A 22,369-nucleotide genomic window follows, 5' to 3' on the forward strand; every position below is an offset into this window, starting at 1 on the left:
GACGGCCTTGTTCACCCCCCGCGCCACGGGGACCCCTCACGAGGCACGATGCGCCATGACGACTCCGCAGCCGACCTCCTCCGTCCGGACCGCCGCCCCCGATCGCGGTGGCGGAAACGGAATGGCACTGTTCGTCATCGCGTCCTGCCAGCTGATGGTGGTCCTCGACATCACCATCGTGAACATCGCGCTGCCGCACATCCAGAGCTCCCTGGACTTCTCCACCACCAGCCTGTCCTGGGTGGTCAACGCCTACACGCTCACCTTCGGCGGTCTGCTGCTCCTCGGTGGCCGGGTCGGTGACATCCTCGGCCGGCGGCGCGTGTTCATCTTCGGCGTGCTGCTCTTCGTGCTGGCGTCCCTGCTCGGCGGACTCGCCCAGAACTCCGGCCAACTGCTCGCCGCCCGGGCCCTCCAGGGCGTCGGTGGCGCGATCGCCTCGCCGACGTCGCTCGCGCTGATCACCACGACGTTCACCGAGGGCCCGGCCCGCAACCGGGCGTTCGGGGTGTTCGCTGCCGTGTCCGCGGGAGGCGGCGCCATCGGTCTGCTCGCCGGCGGCATGCTCGTCGAATGGCTCGACTGGCGCTGGGTGCTGTTCGTCAACGTGCCGATCGGTCTGCTCATCGCGATCGCCACGCCCCGCTGGATAAAGGAGTCGGAGCGCCACCCCGGCCACTTCGACTTCGCCGGTGCCCTGACCTCCACGCTCGGCATGGTGGCACTGGTCTACGGCTTCATCCGCGCCGCGCAGGAGGGTTGGCGCGATGGCTGGACACTGGCGTCGTTCGCCGCCGCCCTGGTGCTGCTCGGCGTGTTCCTCGCCGTCGAGAGGCGCTCGAAGCAGCCGATCACGCCGCTGCACATGTTCGCCGACCGCAACAGGGCGGGCACCTACGGCATGATGCTGGCGCTCGCCGCCGCCATGTTCGGCATGTTCTTCTTCCTGACCCTGTTCGTCCAGAACGTGCTGGGCTTCGGGCCTCTGCGCGCCGGCCTGGCCTTCCTGCCGGTCAGCGTGGTCATCACCATCGGCGCGGGCCTGGCCTCGCAACTGCTGCCGAAGTACGGTCCGAAGCCGTTCATGGTGACCGGCGCCGTACTGGCCGCCGCGGGACTGGCGTGGCTGACGCTGACCGACATCCACTCCACCTACGCGGGGAGCATCCTCGGGCCGATGCTGGTCTTCAGCCTCGGAATGGGCATGCAGTTCGTCTCGCTGACGCTGATGGCGCTCTCCAACGTGCCGGTGCACGAGTCCGGCGCGGCGTCCGGTCTGCTGAACGCCACTCAGCAGGTGGGCGGTTCGCTGGGCCTGTCGATCCTGGTCACGGTCTTCGGCACGGCGAGCACCAACGAGGCGAGGGACCTGATTCCGCGGTTCATGGCGGAGGCGACCCCGGCGGAGCGGCTCGCCTTCCAGCGCACCGGCGAACTCCCGCCGCCCTGGGCGGACCAGGTGCTGACCTCGGGCGTGTCCGCGGCGTTCATCATGGCGGCGATCTTCGCGGTGCTGGCGGCCCTGATCGCGCTGCTGGTCATCCAGGTCCGCCCGTCCGACCTCGAGCGGCTCAAGGGCGGGGTCACGCCGGGTGCGGGCGCCTGAACCCCGGCACCTCGGACGGAAGTCCGCCTGTACCGGGAGAAATTACCCATTGACCCCTGGGCGTTATAGGCGTTCCATGGACATAAAGGACACATAAGGCTGCTGGTAGGAGGCGGCGTCCACCATGACCACCCACGCAGACATAGAGCAACACCCGGACCTGGCCGAGATGCGTTCCCGCTTCGAGCGGGCGACCAGCACTCCACGCGCCCAGGCCGTGGAGACACTGGGCCTTGTCACCGGTATCTTCCTGGCGGCATCCCCATGGATCGTCGGCTTCAGCGGACTGACCAACCTGGCCGTGTCCAACCTGATCACCGGTATCGCCTTTGCCCTGTGCATGGGCGGCTTCAGCTCCGCCTACGAGCGCACCCACGCCATGGCGTGGGCGGCATGCGCCATCGGCGCATGGACGATCGTCGCTCCCTGGGTCGTAGCCGGTGCGATGGACACGACCCGCAGTGTCGTCAGCAACGTCATCGTCGGTGCGGTCGCCCTGCTCTGCGGCCTGGCCATGGCCGCTGCGGCCGGCGGACGGGGCGGCGGCGGCGGTCGCAGGCGCGGCCCCGGCTGACAGCCACCGCTTCGGTTCACGGCGAAGGGCTCCGGCGGCAAGGAACCGGGGCCCTTCGCCCTGCCGCGGGCCGCACGGCGCCGCCCCACGCGGGCTCAGGACCCGTCGGCCGCCCGCAGCAGGAGCTCCGCCAGCTCGTGAGGCCGGGAGAACATCGGCCAGTGACCTGTGTCCATCTCGACCAGCCGCCAGGGCTCGGAGGCCAGCAGAGCGGCCACCGTCGGGTTCGGCTCCGGGCCGTCGAGCAGGCACTTGACGTACGTCGCCGGAAGCTCGCCGAGCGGGCGCGCCAGCACGGCCGGGTCGGTCAGCGAGGCGCCCGGGTGCGGCGTCGAGCCCGCCACGATGCGGCCGATCTGCTCGTCGGTGAGACCCTGCCCGGCATCCGCGTAGTCGGCCGCGGTCAGGGGCGCCCAGAAGCCGTCGTTCTCCGCGAGTGCGGCCTCCATGGCCGCCCGGCCCTCCCACCAGCCGTCCGCGAAGGACGCGCCGTCGGTCGGAACCTCCGAGTCGACGAAGACGACCCGGGTCAGCCGGTCGCCGATCCGCTCCGCGGCCTGCCCGACCGGGATGCCCGCGTAGCTGTGGCCGACGAGGACGACGTCCCGCAGGTCGCGCCGCTCGACCTCGCCGACGACGTCCTGGACGTGGGTCTGCCGGCCAGCCGGCTCGCCCCGCCTCTCGCCGAGGCCCGACAGCGTCACGGCATGAGCGCCGTGCCCCGCCGCCCGCAGCCGCGGAACCACCTCCTCCCACGCCGAGGAACCCAGCCACGCGCCCGCCACGAGTACGAAATCCGTCATGGCGGCCAACCTAGACCCCGGGTCCGACAATCGGCGTTCCCGTACGGCACGGGCCCGTAAGGGCTCAGCGGGCCAGGAATTCCAGCAGCGCCTGGTTGAACCGGTCCGCGTGCGTCACGTTCAGCCCGTGGGGCGCGCCCTCGATCAGGACCAGGCTGCTGTCGGCGAGGCTCTCATGCGTCCGCCTGCCGCTGACTTCGAACGGGACGATGGCATCCGAGTCGCCGTGGACGACCAGGGTCGGCACGTCCACCGCGGCGATCGTCGCGGAAGTCGGTGCGCGCGAAGGCCGCGATGCAGTCGAGCGTGGCCTTGGGGGACGCCAGAGTGGCGATACCGACGTTGTAGGCGTGCTGCGCGGCGCTGACGAGATCGGTGCGCTCGCCGACCCGGAAGAAGTCGGTGACGAACCCGTCCACGAACGCCGGCCGGTCCTCGAGGACACCCACCTCGAAGCGGCTGATCGTGGCGTCGTCCAGGCCGCCGTCGGGGTTGTTCGCGGACCGGCAGAGATACGGCGGCACGGCGGCCGCCGGCACGGCCTGCCTGACCCGCCCGGTCCCGTGGATGCTGATGTAGCGGACCACCTCCCCGCCGCCCATGGAAAAGCCGACCAGCGTCACATCGGTGAGGTCGAGATGGACGAGCAGGGCGCCGAGGTCATCGGCGAGGGTGTCGTATTCATAGCCGCCCCACGGCCGGGACGACTGCCCGAATCCGCGGCGGTCATAGGTGATGACGCGATATCCGGACTCCACCAGCGGCGCGATCTGTTTCTCCCAGGACCGGCCGCTCAGCGGCCGGCCGTGGACGAGCACGACCGGTCTTCCGTTTCCGAAGTCCTCGTAGTGGAGTTCGACACCGGCGTCTTTCCCGGTGTTCAGTTCGATCCTCGGCATCGGAGCGACGTCCCTTCGCTGAACAGGCGGATTGCCCGACCGCCGTCCCTCTGCACATGAGGTCCGCCGCACGACGGCGATGAGTGCGAACGTTTTCCACGACATCATTCCGACACTCCGACACGTCGGACCGGTCTCCGACGGGCATGGCCGAACGGGTGAAGATCAAAGGGTGGATTCTCCGCCGTCATCGTTCCGCACACCGGAATACGAGCCGTTTTCGGCCGCTCCCGGGCGCGATTTCCCCGAACAAACGGGCCGGAATACACGGGCGCCGGGGCGCGCGCTCTGTGACGCGGTCGGCAGGGGTGGCACCATGGCCGCACGCACAAGGCGCGGCCGTCACTCGTTTCCTGGGGGATCGATGAACACCAGGCTCCCGCTTCCGTTCCGTCTCCCGTACCGGCTCGTCGCCGCGACGGCCCTGACCGTCCTGGCACTCGTCGGCTGCACCGGCTCCGGCGGGTCGGCCAGCGCGTCGGAATCACCGTCGTCCCGCCCCGCGACGTCCTCGCCGCCGCAGTCCGCTCCCGCGCCCGACCCGACGGCCACCACCGCGCCGGGCACGCCCTCGGCGACCGCGTCCGCGCCGGGGAGCAGCTCGCCGCTGCCCGGGTTCTCGGACCTCCAGCCGCTGTGGCCCTTCACGACAGTCGACCAGGCCCGCGAGTGGGAGCGTGAGTTCCGTTCCGGCGGCCACCAGCCCTGGCACCTCGACCCGGAACAGACCGCACTCTCCTTCACCCGGCACTACCTGGGCTTCGAGGAGGTCGACCGGGTCACCTCACGGTCCGTCGACGGCAGGGAGGCCCGGATCGGCGTCGGCCTGAGCGGTACGGAGAGCACGGGGACCGCGGCCGTCATCCACCTCGTGCGCTTCGGCACCGGACCCGACGCCCCCTGGGAGGTGGTGGGCACCGACGACACGACGTTCTCGATGACCGTGCCCGCCTACGGCTCCGTCGCCCGTTCCCCGATGACGGTCGGCGGCCGGATCACCGGCGTGGACGAGAGCGTCCGCGTGGACGTGCGTCAGCCGTCGTCGCGGGATCTGCTGGGCACCTCGTGCTGCATGTCGGCGGGCGGCAACAGCCAACCGTGGAGGTCGTCCGTCTCCTTCACCGGCGCCGTGGACCCGGTGCTGACGGTCGTCGCGTCCACGGGCGGCCACATCGCGGAGGTCGAACGCTTCACGGTCACGGCGGTCCGCACCGGCTGACCCGTGGGCGGCCGCCCCGACGGCCGCCCACGGGGTTCAGGAGAGCCAGTCGGCGTAGCGGGTGGGGGCGAGGTGGGCGTCCTTGTCGGTGAGGACGTCACCCTTGACGGCGCCGAACATGCCGGCGGCGGGGTCGGTGACGACGGTACGGCCGTCGGAGTGGTGGGCCAGCGTGATCCGGCCGAGTTCGTCCAGGGGGAAGATCTCGGGGCCGGCGATGTTGTGAACGCCGCCCAGCGGTGCGCCCGTGGCGACTTCCGCCACCGCGCGGGCCACATCCTTGGAGGCGATCGGCTGGATCGGGGTGGCGGGCAGCCGGACGGTGTCGCCGTCGGCGGTCCAGGACAGGACCGCGTCGATGAACTCCATGAACTGCGTGGCGCGGACGATCGAGTAAGGGACCGGTCCGGCCTTGAGGATGTCCTCCTGGAGGACCTTGGCCCGGTAGTAGTCCAGCTCCGGCACCTGGTCCACGCCGACGATCGACAGGATCACGAAGTGTCGGACGCCGCCCTTCTCGGCCGCGGCCAGCAGGTTGTTCATAGAGGTCCGGAAGAAGGCGGGGGAGGCTTCGTCGAAGGTAGGGGAGTTGGTGAGGTTGACGACGACGTCGGCCCCCGCCACCGCCTCGTCCAGTCCCTGGCCGCTGATGACGTCCACCCCGGTGGACAGTGCGTGCGGTACCGCCTCATGACCGGCGGCGTTCAGCTGGTCGACGACCTGTGACCCGATGAGCCCGGTACCGCCGATGACCGCGAACTTCATGACATGCCCTTCGTCGGGGGATATGTCCGCAATATGGCATACGACCTCATGCAGGCGCCGTGTACGTCAAACCCGGACACGTTCTGTCCGAGACTATACTTGGACATGTGTTGTCCGAGTCAAGCGCGTCGTTAGAGTGACCGAGTGAAGATGTCCGGCGGAGTCGAGTGGGCCCTGCATTGCTGCGTCGTGCTCACCTCCGTCGAGGAGCCCGTCCCCGCGACCCGGCTGGCGGAGCTGCACGACGTCTCGGCGAGCTATCTGGCCAAGCAGCTGCAAGCCCTGTCCCGCGCCGGGCTCGTGCGTTCGGTGCAGGGCAAGGCGGGCGGCTACGTACTCACCCGGGAACCCGCGTCGATCACCGTGCTCGACGTGGTCGAGGCGGTCGACGGTCCCGGCCAGGCCTTCACGTGCACCGAGATCCGCCAGAGGGGTCCGCTGGCCACCCCGGCCGAGTCGTGCACCGTGCCCTGCGCGATCGCCCGCGCGATGGCCGGGGCGGACGCGGCATGGAGAGCGGCGTTGCGCGCCGTGTCGATCGCCGATCTCGTCCAGGGCGTCGGCTCCGACTACGGCCCGGGCGCGCTGGCGGGGATCAGGGAGTGGCTGACCGCGTCGGACGCGTGAAGGCCCGGCACGGCACCTTCCCCGCCTGTGCCGGCGGATCACCCGTTGTCGCCCGGTGCGAGACGGGAGGTGACCCACGGCGCGAGGAAGTGGCCGAGGAGAGTGGCACCGGTGATGGCGCCGGCGGTGATGCCCCAGGCGACGGGCCCGAGCGGGGTGCAGCCGAAGAACTGGCTGACGCCGGGGACCTGGATGATGGCGACGAGGACGGCCGCGGAGCCGAGCCCGGCGACCAGCACGTTCCGGTCGGTGCCGCCGGTGGTGAGGGTCTGAGCGAGCTGGGTGCCGACGACGGCGGCGAGGGCCACGGTGGCCGCGCGCCGCCCGCGGCCCGTGAGGCGGGCCGCCGTCCACGCGAGGCCGGCGCCGAGGGCCGTGACGATGCCGCGGGCCAGCATCTCGTGGGTGAGGGCGGTGCCCAGTGAGCGGTGGGGGCCCTCGGCGAGGAGACGCTCGCCGGACTGGCCGGACGGCTCACGCACCGCGATGGCGAGGGACGGGGCGAGGTCGGTGAGCAGGTTCACCAGCATGATCTGACGTGCGTTCAGCGGCGTGGCGCCGGTGATCGCGGAGGTGAGGACGCTGAAGGTGACCTCGCCGAGGTTCCCGCCGATGAGGATGGCGAGCGCCGCACGGACGGAGGTCCACATCGCGCGGCCCTCCATGAGCGCGGAGACGATTGTCTCCAGCCGGTCGTCGGTCACGACGAGGTCCGCGGCCGCGGTCGCCGCCGGGGTGCCGCGGCGCCCGAGCGCGATGCCGACGTCGGCGAGGCGGATGGCGGGAGCGTCGTTGGCCCCGTCGCCGGTCATGGCCACGACTCTGCCGATGCGCTGGTAGGCCTGGACGATCCTCACCTTGTGACCGGGGCTGCAGCGCGCGATGACGTCGACGGTGGGCAGCAGCTCGTCCAGGGTGGCGTCGTCCAGTTCGTCGATCTCCGGGCCCGTGCAGACCTTCGGCTGCGTGACGTCGTCACTGATGGTGGAGGCGATGGCGTCCGCGGTGGCCGGGTGGTCGCCGGTGAGCATGACGGTGTGCACGCCGGCCTCGCGCAGCCGGGCCGTCGCGGGTGCCGCGCTGTCGCGCACCGGATCGGCGAGTGTGACGAAGCCGAGGAAGACCAGCTCCTGCACGGCTTCGTCCGTGAGCTCCTCACCGGTCTCCATGCGGCGTTCCGCCACGGCCAGGACCCTTCGGCCCGCCGCGGCGAGGTCCTCGGCCGCTCCGGCGAGGGCGCTCCTGGCCGCGTCGTCGAGGGCCACGGCACCGTGCGGCTGCCGACGCCGGGTGCATCGGTCGACGACGTTCTCCGGCGCTCCCTTCACGCTGAGCAGGACACCGCCGCCGGCGTGGCCGACGGTGGCGTGGTACGCCCTGGCCGGCTCGAAGGGAAGGGTGTCCGTGCGCCGCCAACGGGGCGCGCCGGTGCGGGTGGTGACGTTCGCCCGGCGAGCGCCGTCCACGATGGCCCGGTCGGTCCGATGGGCCATCGGTTCGGCCTGACGGGCGGGCGGCGTGGCACGCAGCGCCGCGGCGAGCACGTCCTTGTGGCGGTTGTCGAGCCGGTCGAGGGCGGCGGCGTCTTCGCCGTGACTGACGCCGGAGAGCTCCAGGGTTCCCTCGGTCAGCGTCCCGGTCTTGTCGAAGCAGAGGACGTCGGCCCGGCCCAGCGCCTCGATCGTGCGGGGATTGCGCACGAGGGCGCCCCTGTCGGCCAGGCGGCGCGCGGCGGCGAGCTGAGCGGCGTTGACGAGGAAGGGCAGACCTTCGGGGACGGAGGCGACGGCCAGGTTGACGGCGGAGGCGAGATTGTCGGTCAGGGGGCGGCCGTGGAGGAGGCCGGAGAGGGCGACGGCGGCGGCGGACCCCAGGGCGATGGGCATGCTGGCGCGGGTGAGCGAGGAGAGCCGGGCCTCCACGCCCGTTTCCGGTGCGGCCTGGCGGGCGGTGGCGAGACTGCGTCCCGCTTCCGTCGCCGAGCCGGTCGCCACGACGACGGCGACGGCTCGTCCGGCGGAGACGGTTGTGCCCTCGTAGAGCATCGAGCGGCGTCCGGTGATGTGCGCTGCGACCACCGGCGCGGGATCTTTGCTCACGGCCAGGGATTCCCCGGTGAGCGAGGACTCGTCGACCTCGAGGCCTTCCGCCTCCAGCAGCCGGCAGTCCGCGGGCACCACGAAGTCGGGCCTCAGAGCGACGATGTCGCCGGGGACGAGATCCCCCGAGGCGATCAGACGCTCCCGCCCCTCGCGTCGCACACGCGCCCCGATGGCCGACCGGGCGAAGAGCTCGGCGAGCGCGTGATCCGTCCGCACGCGCTGGACGCCGCCGACCAGTGCGGAGACGCTGGTGATGGCGGCGACCAGAGCGGCGTCGGTCCGGGACCCCACGGCCGCCGCGAGAGCGGCGCCGGCGGCGAGGATCGGGGTGAGCGGATTGGAGAGCTCTTCGACGAACGCGTACGGCAAGGTCAGCTTCGTCGGCTCTCCCGCGTGCGCCTCGGGGCTGCGAGCGGCCGCCTCCTGCACGGAGAGGCCCTCCGCGCGCGTTCCCAGCCGCTCCATGACGCGCTCCGCGGGCATGAGGTGCCAGGGGACGTGGGTCACCGGCGGCGTGAAGGGACGGCTCAGCAACTGCCGGGCGCGCCAGGTGCCGAGGCAGAAGGCCACGGCCCCGGCCGTGTTGCTCACGGCGAGTGCCCGCGAGGTCGCCCGCCAGGCCGGTCCCTGGAGGGCGGCGACGGCGCCGACCCCGCTCCCTCCGGCGGCCAGGTAGTGGCTGTCGCGGTCGACCACGGCGGCCACCCCTACCGCGTCGACGATCAAGCCTGCCGCCTCGAGGTCCGCCCCGACCAGAACGTGGGCGCCCCACGGGGTGTGCGCGTCCTCGCGTTGCACGCCGATCGCACAGTCGGCCGCGGCGAGCGCGCGGCGGTCACCGGAAATCAGCAGAACGACCGCGCCCTCTGCCTGGAGGTCACGGACCGAGGCCGCCAGGCGGTCGCCCGCCGGCACCACGGCGTCGGCGAACGTCAGGCCGGGGCTTTCCTGGTCGGAAGCGACCACGACCCGGGCCCCGGCCCGTCGCGCCGCCGCGGCGACGGCCTCGGCTCCGGGCGCCGACTCGGTGCCCAGTCCCGCCACCGCCCGGAGCCGACGGCCCTGAGCCAGCCCGAGGGTCTTCTCGCTGCCCCGCCGCCGCAGCCGTTTCGCCGCCTTGCCACCGCTCCGCCCTTCGAGGTCCAGCTCGTCCAGCGGCCCCAGCACCCAGTCGCCCGCGCGACTGACGGCCAGCGGCGTATCGGAGTCGAAGAGCGCGAACAGCCGCTCGGAGACCTGCTCGGGATCAGCGCCCTCCAGCAGCTCCAGGTCCACCGGCTCGTACCGGTCCCCCCGAAGAGCGTTTTCCTCCAGGACGATGGTGTCCACCTGGCCCAGGCGTCGCAGCGCGGTGCGGTCCATCGTCACCACACCGCGCAGGGCCAGGTACCGGCCCAGAGCCGTGGCGAAGCCCTCACGTCCCGCGCCGGGCGCCTTCGGTACCGAGGCCAGGCCTACCGCGATCGCCTTGCGGAGGCCGGCGAACGGCAAGGCGGCCGTACCGGCTGCGAGGCCCGCCGCCATCGACCGCTCGGCGTACCGGTCGGCGCCGTCCTGCGGCGCCGGGCCCGCCCGGCCGGCCGTGAACGCGTCGGCGGCGGCTTCTTCCGGCCCACGGACCAGCAGGGCCTCGCGCTCGCGCCACGCCGTGCGTTCGGCGTCCGCCTCCCGCCACACCGCCAGACGTTGCAGCACGTCCAGGGCGAGCCCTCCACCACCCGTGGCGACACCCTGCACCAGTGCGCCGATCACCGGAAGCAGCGAATCGACCTGCTCACTCGGGCCGATGCCCTCGACCAGGTGCCGAAGCCGGGGATGCTGGCGAACGGCGTCGATGACACCGGCGACCTCCGGCGGCAGGCCGAGCCAGGGAGCGAGCCGCCGGAACGTCACCAGGGCCAGGCCCAGCGTGTCGGCCACCAGGGCCGGCACCGCCGGGGAAGGCGGACCCTCCGCGGGGTGGTGCGGCTCCGGCTGCCACTCGTCGAACGCCTCCGCGTCCGCGGCATGGTCGCCTTCGGCCTGCTCGACCAGCGCGACGAGCTCACTCTCGGGCGGAGCGGGCGACGCGACCGCGATGATCACCCGCTCCATGGGCGCGTTCACCCGCGCCCACAGCACCCCCGGATGCCCCTCCACGGCTCGCTCCACACGACGGGCGACGGCCTCGCCTCCCTCACCGTGGACCCCGCAGACGGCGATGTAACAGCGCTCGGACGACCACCACACCTCACGGCCGGGCCCGGCCAGAAGACCTTCCGCCATTCCCCAGGCGGCCCGGGCACCGGACGCCGCGCGAGAAGCGACGCCGGAGACGATCGAACGCAGGAACGGCGGCGTTCCGAGGGCCGAGGCATGCTCCGGCGGCATGAGGCGTGCCTCCTCGCATCAGAGCGGTCGGTGCGGATGAACCTTCAGAGGCAGTCTCATTGAAGCTCATGAAAGGGGCGATACGGGATAGACCTATTGATAAGGGTTCCAGAAGTCCTGATCGAACAGTCGAGGCGATACCAGTGACCTCCACACCCCGAACTCACTTCCCGTCCGGCACCGGAACCGCCGCCCCCGGCGAGCGCCTTGCCGGGCCCCCTTCCGAGACCGCCCCACCCCCGTCGGCGGCGAAGCAGCGCACGGCCTCCCTGACCATGCCCTCGCCCGGCCAGGTGGCAAGCGGCGCACTGAACGCCGCCATGCTCCCCGTCGCCGTGGCCCGCCAGGTCCTGCCCGCCAAGAAGGGCCTCCCGCTCTACCTCGGCCTGGGCGTCCTCGGGGCCGCTGACGTACTGGAATGGCCCGTCGCCCTGGGGATCGGGGTCGGTTACGCCGTGCTGCGCCGGGGCGACGGCGACGGCGTTCTCGCCACCCCGCCGGCCACCACCGCAGGCGCACCCACCGAGTCCGCCGGGAACAAGGAGGAGAAGTCCACGATGACGACCGCACGCGAGATCATGACCCCGGACGCCACCTGTATCGGCGCCGAGGAGACCGCCCTGGACGCGGCGAAGAAGATGACCGAACTCGGCATCGGAGCCCTGCCCATCTGCGGCACCGACGACAAGCTCAAGGGCATGCTCACCGACCGCGACATCGTCGTGAAGGTTCTGGGTGCCGGTAATGATCCCGCCCGGGTGAAGGCCGGCGACCTCGCCCAGGGAGAAGTGGTGACCATCGGCGCCGACGACGAAGCGGAAGAGATCCTGCGGACGATGAGCCGGCACAAGGTACGCCGGCTTCCGGTCATCGACGGCCACACGCTGGTCGGCATCGTCGCCCAGGCCGACGTCGCACGGGCCCTGCCCGACCCCAAGGTCGGCGACCTGCTCGAGGCCATCTCGACCTGACCCGTGCCGGGTGCCGGGCCAACTCCATGACTGACACCGGAGGACGAGGTCTTCTGGTGATGGAGTGGCGAACGGTCCAGGAGTCGCAGGCATGCCGTCCGCACCCCCTTCCACTCCGCGTTCCTGCAGCCGGAAGAGGGTGCGGGCGCCCGGACGGCGTCCGTCAGATGTCACGGAAGGAGCGGACGCCCTGGTGAGCTGCGGTGATGGGCGCTTGCAGGTTACCGAGCCGGGTCAATGGCCTTCGGCGGGCGATGTCGGACGTGGAGCCCAACTCGCTACCCGCAGCGGGCCGACGACCTCGCGGCCCGCCTCCTCGAAGAGCGTGTGCAGCTCCGGAATGTCCGTCACGCGACTGCCCGGGTTCGTGAGGTGAGTTGGGGGAAGGCGTCTTCCCACACGGCACGCACGGTGCGACCGACGAGCGTGCGCAGCACCGGCCACATCTGGAGGAGCAGATCCCGGTTGAGGTATTGGGGCAGATCGTCGCGCAGGCCCTCGTGCAGGACGGTGCGGTACAGGCCCGTGCGCTGGCGAGGCTTGCTCATGTCGTACGAGGTCATCCCCGACCAGGCCATGTGCAGCGGCAGCTCCACGACCCCCTGGGTCGGGCCGTGCAACTCGTCCAGCGCCTCCGGCAGACGCTGCCGAAATTTCTCGCGGTACAGCGCGAGGTCCTCGGCGTCAGCGTCAGGGAGCTCCATCGACGCGCGTGCGAGGTGCTGTGGGCGGGAGGACATGGCTCCATTACGGCGGCCTGGGAGTCGTGCGGGCCACGATGTGGGAGTCGGCGTCCGGAGTGAAGCAGCACGGACCCGTGATGGGTGATCTGGTTGTGGCAGCGTTCGCCCTGAGCGCGAGGCGAGGACTGTCGGTGACTCTCGTTGACGCTGTGGGTGCCCGCGCACGGCGCGCCTGGCGAGAGCAGGTCCTGACCCGGCCTTTTCAGTGGCCCGCCCATACGACACCGCTCCGATGCTGCAGCATGTCGACTGCGCAGCGACCGGAAGCCGTCGGTCCCGGCGTTCCCGGAAGAGTCCCAGAGGCGCCGCCACCCTCCCGCTCGTCTGGCATTCATGCAGGTCAGCAGGAGAGTGACGGCGCTCTGAAGATCGTCAGATGTCCCGGAAGATCTCGATCTGCGCGCCCACGGAGTTGAGCCGCTCGGCCAGGTCCTCGTAGCCGCGGTTGATCACGTAGACGTTGCGCAGTACCGACGTGCCCTCGGCGGCCATCATCGCCAGCAGGACGACCACCGCCGGGCGCAGCGCGGGCGGGCACATCATCTCGGCGGCGCGCCAGCGCGTCGGGCCCTCCACCAGGACGCGGTGCGGGTCGAGGAGTTGGAGGCGGCCGCCGAGGCGGTTGAGGTCCGTCAGGTAGATGGCCCGGTTGTCGTAGACCCAGTCGTGGATCAGGGTCTGGCCCTGGGCGACGGCCGCGATCGCCGCGAAGAACGGCACGTTGTCGATGTTCAGGCCGGGGAACGGCATGGGGTGGATCTTGTCGATGGGCGCCTCGAGCTTGGAGGGCCGCACCGTCAGGTCCACCAGCCGAGTCCGCCCGTTGTCCGCGGCGTACTCCGGGGTGCGGTCGTGGTCGAGGCCCATCTCCTCGAGTACCGAGAGTTCGATCTCGAGGAACTCGATCGGCACCCGGCGGATCGTCAGCTCTGACTCGGTGACGACGGCGGCGGCCAGCAGGCTCATCGCCTCGACCGGGTCCTCCGAGGGGGAGTAGTCGACGTCGACGTCGATGTTCGGGACGCCGTGCACGGTCAGTGTCGTCGAGCCGACGCCCTCGACCTTGACGCCGAGCGCCTCCAGGAAGAAGCACAGGTCCTGGACCATGTAGTTGGAGGAGGCGTTGCGGATGACGGTGACGCCGTCGTACCTGGCGGCGGCCAGCAGCGCGTTCTCGGTCACGGTGTCGCCGCGCTCGGTCAGCACGATGGGGCGGCTGGGGGAGACGGAGCGGTCCACCACCGCGTGGTAGATGCCCTCCGTCGCCGTGATGTCCAGGCCGAAGCGGCGCAGGGCGATCATGTGCGGCTCGATGGTCCGCGTCCCGAGGTCGCAGCCGCCGGCGTACGGCAGGCGGAAGTTGTCCATCCGGTGCAGCAGGGGGCCGAGGAACATGATGATGGACCGGGTCCGGCGGGCGGCCTCCACGTCCATCGCGTCCATGTCGAAGCCGGCCGGCGGGACGATCTCCAGGTCGTGTCCGTCGTTGATCCAACGGGTCCGTACGCCGATGGAGTTGAGGACCTCCAGCAGCCGGTAGACCTCTTCGATCCGGGCGACGCGGCGCAGCACCGTGCGGCCGCTGTTCAGCAGCGAACCGCAGAGAAGTGCCACGCAGGCGTTCTTGCTCGTCTTGACGTCGATGGAGCCGGAGAGCCGGCGCCCGCCGACCACGCGCAGATGCATCGGGCCGGCGTAACCGAGAGAGACGATTTCACTGTCGAGCGCTTCGCCGATGCGAGCGATCATCTCAAGGCTGATGTTCTGATTGCCGCGCTCGATGCGGTTCACCGCGCTCTGGCTGGTGCCGAGTGCTTCGGCGAGCTGCGTCTGTGTCCAGCCACGATGCTGTCGGGCGTCACGGATGAGCTTGCCGATACGTACGAGGTAGTCGTCTGACATGTCGGTGAGGCTATCTCACATATGAGATGACGTCGCATCGGGGTCCGCTGTTCGGGTGACACCCTGTCAAGCGCAGAGTCCGTCTCGATGGTGAGCCCCTCGCCGGTCGTCGGCAACCGGAAGACGGTCGCACGCGTGAGAGGAATAGGAGGAAATACCCGATGAATCAGGACAAATGGAAGGTAGGGCAGGCCCTACCTCCGTTGTCCGCCTGGGCGGATGGCTGCGGCCGGGCCCCGGCTTCTACGGTGATCCGCATGCGTCTCCTCAGCGTGCGGCAGGCTCTCGCGCACCCTCGTTACCTGCTCTCCGCATGGCCCTGGCGGGCGGCCGGTTATCTGCTCAGCAGTGCGCCGGTCGGCCTCGCCGTGCTCGTGGTGCTGCTCGTGGGCATCGCCGTCGGCGGGGTGCTCGCGGTGGTTCTCGTCGGGCTGCCGCTGCTCGTCGTGCTGGCGCTCTCCGGGCTGCCGGTGGCGGCTCTCGAACGGCGCAGGCTCCGGCTCGTCGACAGCAGACCGGTCCGCAGCCCCCACCGGGCGCCGGACGGGCCCGGGCCGGTGGTGTGGGCGCGTACCCGTTTCCGTGAGCCGGCGACCTGGCGGGAGCTGGGCTTCGCGCTGGTCCTCGCGACCGTGCTGTGGCCGCTGGACCTGCTGGTGGCCGTGGTCGTGCTCGGCGTGCCGCTGGGACTGCTGGGCGCACCGCTGCTGATGGCCACGGTGGGCGGGGGCGAGGAGGTGCGGGTGCTCAAGCTGTGGCTGGCGACCTCGTGGCCGCAGGCGTTCGCCGCCGCGGCCGTGGGACTGCTGCTGCTCGCGGTGAGCGGCTACGTCCTCGGCGCCTTCGCCGCCGGGCGCGCCGAGCTGACCCGGGTCCTCCTCGTGCCCGCGGACCCCGAGCGGCAGGAGCGGGTCGCCGAACTGGTCCGCTCCAGGGTCCGGTTGGTGGACGCCTTCGAGGCGGAGCGGCGCCGGATCGAGCGCGACCTCCACGACGGCGCCCAGCAGCGCCTGGTGGCTCTCTCCATGACCCTCGGACTCGCGCGTCTCGACGCGCCGCCCGGTCCGCTCGCCGACCAGCTCGCCAAGGCGCACGACGAGGCGGGCAGGGCGCTGGCCGAACTGCGCGACCTGATCCATGGCATCCACCCCAAGGTCCTCGCCGACCACGGCCTCGGGGCGGCCGTCGCCGACGCCGCCGACCGGTCCGCCGTCCCGGTGGACGTCACCCTCGACCTGCCGGACCGGCTGCCGGAGGCCGTCGAGGCCGCCGCGTACTTCGTGGTCTGCGAGGCCCTCGCGAACATCGGCAGACACAGCGGGGCGAGCCGCGCCGAGGTCACCGGCCGCCACGACGGCGGCCTGCTGGCTCTCGAAGTGCGCGACGACGGCAGGGGAGGAGCCGACGCGGGGCGGGGCAGCGGCCTGACCGGACTCGCGGACCGGGTGTCCGTGCTCGATGGCACAATCTCCCTGTCCAGCCCGCCCGGTGGACCGACCCTGCTGCGTGTGGAGATCCCTTGCGAGTGGAGGACCGAGCACTGCGCGTAGTGCTGGCCGAGGACAGCGTGCTGCTCAGGGAGGGGCTCATCGCCCTGCTGGCCCGCTTCGGACACGAGGTCGTCGCCGCGGTGGGCGACGCCGGCGCACTGCTGACCGCGGTCACGGAACACACGCCGGACGTCGTCGTCACCGATGTCCGGATGCCGCCCGGCTTCCAGGACGAGGGGATGAAGGCGGCGGTGCGGCTGCGGACCGAGCGTCCGTCCCTGCCCGTGCTCGTGCTCAGCCAGTACGTCCAGCGCGAGTACGCCTCCGAGCTGCTCGACTCGGGGGACGGCTCCGGTGTCGGCTATCTCCTGAAGGACCGGGTGGGCCAGGTCGAGGAGTTCCACGCCGCGCTCCAGGAGGTCGCCTCCGGCGGGACGGTCGTCGACCCGGAGGTGGTACGTCAGCTGATCCGCCGCCGCCGCGACCCGCTGGAGCGGCTGACCCCGCGCGAGCGGGAGGTGCTCGGCCTGGTCGCCGAGGGGAAGTCCAACAACGCGATCGCCCGCCAACTGGTCGTCTCCGAGGCGGCCGTGGGCAAGCACATCGGCTCCATCCTGGCCAAACTCGACCTGCCGCCGGCGGAGGAGACGCACCGCCGGGTGCTCGCCGTCCTCACGTACCTGCGCGCTTGACACCGGCTCGCCCGGACCTGCGTCACGGGATCAGGCGGGCGGGCAGCGTGAGCGCGTGCATCAGGTACTCCAGAGGCCCGCGCCTGAAGAAGCGGGTCCACACGAGGGCGAAGAGCATGGCTGCCGCGGCGAAGCAGAGGAGGACCGGCAAGGCGGCGGAGTCCGGCGGGTCACGGGGGCTGAGCACTTCGATGGCGACGATATGGCCGACGTACACGGTCAGCGCGATCGATCCGACCGCGCTGACGGGCGTGGCGACCCATCGCAGACGCGCCGACCGGCCCGTGCCGATGAGGCAGGCGGCCACCACCGCCAGGGCCACGCCGGTGTTGGCCAGGACGGACAGCGTCGTCTGGCTGTGCGGGGAGGCCACCACAAGCCATGCCGGCATGCCGGGGGCGGGGTCCGCGCCCACGGCGCCGGACCACCAGGCCGATGCCGCGGCCCCGGTGCCGGAGGCTTCCCGCACCCCCTCCAGTGCCCCCGGAACAAGGTGCAGGGCCAGCCATGATCCGCCGTACCCGACGACGGCCAGCACGCCACCGAGCAGTCCCACCCTGCCCACGACGCCCGGCCGCCGAAGGTCCAGTCGGGCCACCGCCATCCCCGCGACGATGAGCGGCAGCCAGGTCAGGACGGGGTAGGCGCCCGTGACGGACAGCTCGAGGAGTCCGTCCGAATCGGTGGCGCGGGCCAGCGGGTCGTGGGCGACGAGCGTGTCCGCCCAGCTTCCTTCGTCGACCGCCGCCCGCAGCAGATAGAGGACGTGGGGCAGGACGAGTGCCGATGCCGCGGCGATCGCGCCCAGAGTGGCAGCCCTGAGCCGGTACAGCGGAAGGGCGAGGACGAAGAGGACGCCGTAGTAGGACAGGATCACCAGGACGTGGGTGTCGAGGGCGGTGAGGACGTAGCCCAGAGCGATCAGGAAGAAGGAGCGGATCAGGACCTTGCCCACCGCTTGCCGCCCCGCCCGCCCGGTTCTCGGCTCCGGCCGGCCGGTGAGGATGACCAGCGTGAAGCCGGCCAGCACGGCGAACAAGCTCGCCGAACGCCCTCGGACTGCCTCCATCGCCCAGCCCACGGCGCCGCCCACCGACGGATCAGGTCCGAGGTGCGCGGAGTACATGCCCAGGATCGCCAGCCCCCGGGCCAGATCCAGGCCGACCAGCCGTCCTGTCGAGGACGTGTAAGGCGGCCCGGCCGGTGCAGGTGTCTCGGGTGCGATGTCCGGCGATGCGTCGCGCCTCATACGTTCCACGGTCGAGGGAATCGCCGGGTTCCACCATCCGGCGCGTGCCCGCCCGCGGAATGCCGGGCGACCGGCTCCGCGGGGCGGACGCCTCGACGGGGACGAGGGCGGTCAGGGGGTGTCCCGCATGACCCCGCAGCGGTCATGTACTAGAGTTATCTCGACATCGAGATATCTGCCGAAGGCGTACCGCAAGCCGCCAGTCGGTAAGGGTTACCTAACTAAGCCTTACCTTAGCGGATCGGCGAGGAGCCGTGGCGGCAGCATTGAGGTAGTACGCGCATATTGATGAAGGAGACTGTCGTGTCGGCGAACAGCTTCGACGCCCGCAGCACGCTGCAGGTGGGCGACGAGTCGTACGAGATCTTCAGGCTGGACAAGGTCGAGGGCGCCGCGCGCCTTCCCTACAGCCTCAAGGTCCTGCTGGAGAACCTGCTCCGCACCGAGGACGGCGCGAACATCACCGCCGACCACATCCGGGCGCTCGGCACCTGGGACTCCCAGGCGCAGCCCAGCCAGGAGATCCAGTTCACGCCGGCCCGCGTGATCATGCAGGACTTCACCGGTGTTCCCTGTGTCGTCGACCTCGCCACCATGCGTGAGGCCGTCAAGGAGCTCGGCGGCGACCCGGCCAAGATCAACCCGCTGGCCCCGGCCGAGCTGGTCATCGACCACTCGGTCATCGCCGACAAGTTCGGCACGGCGGACGCCTTCGGCCAGAACGTGGAGCTCGAGTACGGCCGCAACAAGGAGCGTTACCAGTTCCTGCGCTGGGGCCAGACCGCGTTCGACGAGTTCAAGGTCGTCCCGCCCGGCACCGGCATCGTCCACCAGGTGAACATCGAGCACCTGGCCCGTACCGTCATGGTCCGGAACGGCCAGGCGTACCCCGACACCCTCGTCGGCACCGACTCGCACACCACCATGGTCAACGGCCTCGGTGTGCTCGGCTGGGGCGTCGGCGGCATCGAGGCCGAGGCCGCGATGCTCGGCCAGCCGGTCTCCATGCTCATCCCGCGCGTCGTGGGCTTCAAGCTGACCGGTGAGCTCAAGCCCGGCACCACCGCCACCGACCTGGTGCTCACGATCACCGAGATGCTGCGCAAGCACGGTGTCGTCGGCAAGTTCGTCGAGTTCTACGGCGAGGGCGTCGCCGCCACGTCGCTGGCCAACCGCGCCACCATCGGCAACATGTCGCCGGAGTTCGGCTCCACCGCCGCGATCTTCCCGATCGACGACGAGACCCTGAGCTACCTCAAGCTGACCGGCCGCTCCGAGCAGCAGGTCGCGCTTGTCGAGGCGTACGCCAAGGAGCAGGGCCTCTGGCTCGACCCGGCCGCCGAGCCCGACTTCTCCGAGAAGCTGGAGCTCGACCTCTCCACGGTCGTCCCCTCCATCGCCGGCCCGAAGCGTCCGCAGGACCGCATCGTCCTGGCCGAGGCCGCCCAGCAGTTCGTCCAGGACGTCCGCAACTACGTGGACGACGACATGGAGGCGAGCAAGGAGTCCTTCCCGGCCTCCGACGCCCCGGCGAACACGCCGAACGGCGGACCGTCGAAGCCGGTCACCGTCACCGCCCCCGACGGTTCGACCTACGAGATCGACCACGGCGCCGTCACCGTCGCCGCGATCACCTCCTGCACCAACACCTCGAACCCGTACGTCATGGTCGCCGCCGCGCTGGTGGCGAAGAAGGCGGTCGAGAAGGGCCTGACCCGCAAGCCGTGGGTCAAGACCACCCTCGCCCCGGGCTCCAAGGTCGTCACCGACTACTTCGACAAGGCGGGCCTGACCCCCTACCTCGACAAGGTCGGCTTCAACCTGGTCGGTTACGGCTGCACCACCTGCATCGGCAACTCCGGCCCGCTGCCGGACGAGGTCTCCAAGGCCGTCAACGACCACGACCTGGCCGTCACGTCGGTGCTCTCCGGCAACCGCAACTTCGAGGGCCGGATCAACCCCGACGTCAAGATGAACTACCTGGCGTCCCCGCCGCTGGTCGTCGCGTACGCCCTCGCCGGCTCCATGAAGGTGGACATCACCAAGGACGCCCTGGGCATCGACCAGGACGGCAAGCCGGTCTACCTGAAGGACATCTGGCCGACCGAGGCCGAGGTCAACGACGTCGTCGCCAACGCCATCGGCGAGGACATGTTCAACAAGTCCTACGCCGACGTCTTCGCGGGCGACGCCCAGTGGCAGGCTCTGTCGATCCCGACCGGCAACACCTTCGAGTGGGACCCGCAGTCCACCTACGTGCGCAAGCCCCCGTACTTCGAGGGCATGACGATGGAGACGACCCCGGTCGCCGACATCTCCGGCGCCCGTGTGCTGGCGAAGCTGGGCGACTCGGTCACCACCGACCACATCTCCCCGGCCGGTGCCATCAAGGCCGACACTCCGGCCGGCAAGTACCTCACGGAGCACGGCGTCGAGCGCCGTGACTTCAACAGCTACGGCTCGCGCCGCGGCAACCACGAGGTCATGATCCGCGGCACCTTCGCCAACATCCGTCTGCGCAACCAGATCGCGCCGGGCACCGAGGGCGGCTACACCCGCGACTTCACCCAGGACGGCGGTCCGGTGTCGTTCATCTACGACGCCTCGCAGAACTACCAGGCCGCCGGCACCCCGCTGGTGATCCTGGCCGGCAAGGAGTACGGCTCCGGTTCGTCCCGCGACTGGGCCGCCAAGGGCACCGCGCTGCTCGGCGTCAAGGCCGTCATCGCCGAGTCGTACGAGCGCATCCACCGCTCGAACCTCATCGGCATGGGCGTCCTGCCGCTGCAGTTCCCGGAGGGCGGCTCCGCCGACTCCCTCGGCCTGACCGGTGAGGAGACCTTCTCGATCTCCGGCGTCACCGCGCTGAACGACGGCACCACGCCGCGCACGGTCAAGGTGACCACCGACTCGGGCGTGGAGTTCGACGCGGTCGTCCGCATCGACACCCCGGGTGAGGCGGACTACTACCGCAACGGCGGCATCATGCAGTACGTCCTGCGGAACCTCATTCGTGGATAGGTACAGCCGCGGCTAGTCGCCCGGTCCAAGGGCCCGTCCTCCGCACCGGCGGAGGACGGGCCCTTGGCGTTGCGCGAAGCGTTTACAGCGAACGTCCGCCGCGCTAGCTTCACTTGATGAAGTCATGGGAGCGCTCCCATGACTCTGTCCGCCCCCTCACCCACCCCCATGGAAGGGACGTCCGGATGACCCGCCGATTACTGGCGCAGAGCCGCCCCCGGGCCGTACTGCTCACTCTGCTCGCACTGCTCACCGCCATCCCCGCCCTCGGACTCGTCGTCACCGCCGGCGGCGATGCCGAGGCACACGGCACACCCATGAAACCGGCCAGCCGCACCTTCCTGTGCTGGCAGGACGGGCTCACCGAGACCGGGGAGATCAAGCCGGTCAACCCCGCCTGCGGCGCGGCGGCCCAGCAGAGCGGCACCACGCCCTTCTACAACTGGTTCTCCGTACTGCGCTCCGACGGCGCCGGCCGCACCCGTGGCTTCGTACCGGACGGGCAGCTGTGCAGTGGCGGCAACACCAACTTCACGGGCTTCAACGCCGCCCGTGACGACTGGCCGCTCACCCATCTGACCTCGGGCGCCACCATCGACTTCTCGTACAACGCCTGGGCCGCCCACCCGGGTTGGTTCAAGGTGTACATCACCAAGGACGGCTTCGACCCGAAGTCGACGCTCACCTGGAACGACGTCGAGGACCAGCCGTTCCTGACCGTCGACCACCCGCCGCTGAACGGCAGCCCGGGCACCGTGGAGGCGAACTACTCCTGGCGCGGCGCCCTGCCCGCGAACAAGTCGGGCCGGCACATCATCTACATGGTGTGGCAGCGCTCCGACAGCCAGGAGACCTTCTACTCCTGCTCGGACGTCGTCTTCGACGGCGGCAACGGCGAAGTGACCGGGGTCAAGGACCCGGGTGACGGCAGCGGACCGGACCCGACCGACCCGCCGGACCCGACCGACCCGCCGGACCCGACCGACCCGCCGCAGCCCGGTGACTGCTCCGCGACCCGGAAGACCACGGGCAGTTGGGGCGGCGGCTACCAGTCCGAGGTGACCGTCAAGAACACGGGCACCGTGCCGATGCTGGGCTGGATGGTCGACTGGAACCTGCCCGCCGGGCACCGGATCGACAGTCTGTGGAACGGCGCCATGACCGCACAGGGCCAGGCCGTCATGGTCCACAACGCCGGCCACAACGGCGGTCTCGACCCCGGGGAGTCCACGACCTTCGGGTACGTGGCCTCGGGACCGGGGGCCGACACGGCCACGGGCCTCACCTGCCGGCTCGGCTGAGCCGGAACGCAGGACGGGCCGCGCCCCCCGAGAGG

The 22,369-nt window shown here is 70.9% G+C and carries 17 protein-coding genes; 9 read left to right on the forward strand and 8 right to left on the reverse strand.

The genetic code is table 11. The features are described 5' to 3' along the window. The first annotated feature begins 121 nt into the window (after positions 1 to 121). Positions 122 to 1,606 carry an MFS transporter gene (locus ACTMTU_RS19995; RefSeq protein ID WP_441264854.1) on the forward strand — a complete coding sequence of 495 codons (1,485 nt, stop codon included), beginning with the start codon at positions 122 to 124 and terminating at the stop codon, positions 1,604 to 1,606. Between the two features lie 124 nt (positions 1,607 to 1,730). After that, entirely contained in the window at positions 1,731 to 2,180 is a 450-nt protein-coding gene (locus tag ACTMTU_RS20000; protein ID WP_441264855.1) for an SPW repeat protein, read from the forward strand. A gap of 95 nt (positions 2,181 to 2,275) precedes the next feature. Here the strand turns inward: ACTMTU_RS20000 and ACTMTU_RS20005 are convergent, their stop codons facing one another. The 3 genes from ACTMTU_RS20005 to ACTMTU_RS20015 all read right to left on the reverse strand — a co-directional run bounded on the left by ACTMTU_RS20005 (position 2,276) and on the right by ACTMTU_RS20015 (position 3,882). Then, the gene (locus ACTMTU_RS20005) at positions 2,276 to 2,983 is read right to left on the reverse strand and encodes an alpha/beta fold hydrolase (protein WP_441264856.1); all 708 of its coding nucleotides are present in this window, start codon (positions 2,981 to 2,983) and stop codon (positions 2,276 to 2,278) included. Positions 2,984 to 3,047: 64 nt separating this feature from the next. After that, entirely contained in the window at positions 3,048 to 3,236 is a 189-nt protein-coding gene (locus tag ACTMTU_RS20010; RefSeq protein ID WP_441264857.1) for an alpha/beta fold hydrolase, read from the reverse strand. Beyond that, a complete protein-coding gene (locus ACTMTU_RS20015; RefSeq protein WP_441264858.1) occupies positions 3,157 to 3,882 on the reverse strand; it encodes an alpha/beta fold hydrolase in 726 nt (241 codons plus the stop codon). Before ACTMTU_RS20015 ends, ACTMTU_RS20010 begins: the two co-directional genes overlap by 80 nt. A gap of 364 nt (positions 3,883 to 4,246) precedes the next feature. On the opposite strand from ACTMTU_RS20015, the gene ACTMTU_RS20020 reads away from it, so the two are divergent. Next, on the forward strand, positions 4,247 to 5,101 hold the full coding sequence (locus ACTMTU_RS20020; protein WP_441264859.1) for a hypothetical protein: 855 nt from the start codon (positions 4,247 to 4,249) through the stop codon (positions 5,099 to 5,101). A 36-nt stretch (positions 5,102 to 5,137) separates the two neighbouring features. Here the strand turns inward: ACTMTU_RS20020 and ACTMTU_RS20025 are convergent, their stop codons facing one another. Continuing rightward, the gene (locus ACTMTU_RS20025; RefSeq protein ID WP_441264860.1) at positions 5,138 to 5,866 is read right to left on the reverse strand and encodes an SDR family oxidoreductase; all 729 of its coding nucleotides are present in this window, start codon (positions 5,864 to 5,866) and stop codon (positions 5,138 to 5,140) included. Between the two features lie 150 nt (positions 5,867 to 6,016). Here ACTMTU_RS20025 and ACTMTU_RS20030 point away from each other — a divergent pair, with 150 nt between their 5' ends. After that, positions 6,017 to 6,493, forward strand: a complete 477-nt coding sequence (locus ACTMTU_RS20030) for an RrF2 family transcriptional regulator (protein WP_159694932.1) — start codon at positions 6,017 to 6,019, stop codon at positions 6,491 to 6,493. Between the two features lie 38 nt (positions 6,494 to 6,531). On the opposite strand, the gene ACTMTU_RS20035 is transcribed toward ACTMTU_RS20030, so the two are convergent. After that, a complete protein-coding gene (locus ACTMTU_RS20035; RefSeq protein WP_441264861.1) occupies positions 6,532 to 10,965 on the reverse strand; it encodes an HAD-IC family P-type ATPase in 4,434 nt (1,477 codons plus the stop codon). Between the two features lie 557 nt (positions 10,966 to 11,522). Between ACTMTU_RS20035 and ACTMTU_RS20040 the strand changes: the two genes are divergently transcribed. Then, a complete protein-coding gene (locus ACTMTU_RS20040) occupies positions 11,523 to 11,936 on the forward strand; it encodes a CBS domain-containing protein (protein WP_441264952.1) in 414 nt (137 codons plus the stop codon). A 347-nt stretch (positions 11,937 to 12,283) separates the two neighbouring features. Here ACTMTU_RS20040 and ACTMTU_RS20045 read toward each other — a convergent pair whose 3' ends face one another. Both ACTMTU_RS20045 and ACTMTU_RS20050 read right to left on the reverse strand, forming a co-directional pair. Beyond that, complete coding sequence (locus ACTMTU_RS20045; RefSeq protein WP_441264862.1) at positions 12,284 to 12,676, reverse strand: hypothetical protein; 393 nt, start codon at positions 12,674 to 12,676, stop codon at positions 12,284 to 12,286. 375 nt (positions 12,677 to 13,051) lie between these two features. Next, positions 13,052 to 14,581: a helix-turn-helix domain-containing protein gene (locus tag ACTMTU_RS20050; protein ID WP_441264863.1), complete on the reverse strand. Its 1,530-nt coding sequence runs from the start codon at positions 14,579 to 14,581 to the stop codon at positions 13,052 to 13,054. 257 nt (positions 14,582 to 14,838) lie between these two features. Here ACTMTU_RS20050 and ACTMTU_RS20055 point away from each other — a divergent pair, with 257 nt between their 5' ends. Further along, positions 14,839 to 16,131: a sensor histidine kinase gene (locus ACTMTU_RS20055; RefSeq protein ID WP_441264864.1), complete on the forward strand. Its 1,293-nt coding sequence runs from the start codon at positions 14,839 to 14,841 to the stop codon at positions 16,129 to 16,131. Beyond that, the gene (locus tag ACTMTU_RS20060) at positions 16,131 to 16,763 is read left to right on the forward strand and encodes a response regulator (protein WP_441264953.1); all 633 of its coding nucleotides are present in this window, start codon (positions 16,131 to 16,133) and stop codon (positions 16,761 to 16,763) included. Before ACTMTU_RS20055 ends, ACTMTU_RS20060 begins: the two co-directional genes overlap by 1 nt. A 22-nt stretch (positions 16,764 to 16,785) precedes the next feature. Here ACTMTU_RS20060 and ACTMTU_RS20065 read toward each other — a convergent pair whose 3' ends face one another. Next, complete coding sequence (locus ACTMTU_RS20065) at positions 16,786 to 18,012, reverse strand: DUF418 domain-containing protein (protein ID WP_441264865.1); 1,227 nt, start codon at positions 18,010 to 18,012, stop codon at positions 16,786 to 16,788. Positions 18,013 to 18,315: 303 nt separating this feature from the next. Between ACTMTU_RS20065 and acnA the strand changes: the two genes are divergently transcribed. Both acnA and ACTMTU_RS20075 read left to right on the forward strand, forming a co-directional pair. Further along, the gene (acnA, locus tag ACTMTU_RS20070; protein WP_441264866.1) at positions 18,316 to 21,033 is read left to right on the forward strand and encodes an aconitate hydratase AcnA; all 2,718 of its coding nucleotides are present in this window, start codon (positions 18,316 to 18,318) and stop codon (positions 21,031 to 21,033) included. Between the two features lie 185 nt (positions 21,034 to 21,218). Further along, complete coding sequence (locus ACTMTU_RS20075; protein ID WP_441264867.1) at positions 21,219 to 22,334, forward strand: lytic polysaccharide monooxygenase auxiliary activity family 9 protein; 1,116 nt, start codon at positions 21,219 to 21,221, stop codon at positions 22,332 to 22,334. The last annotated feature ends 35 nt before the right edge of the window (positions 22,335 to 22,369 follow it).

The sequence above is a fragment of the Streptomyces sp. OZ13 genome (genome assembly GCF_052068155.1).
Taxonomy (GTDB): Bacteria; Actinomycetota; Actinomycetes; order Streptomycetales; family Streptomycetaceae; genus Streptomyces.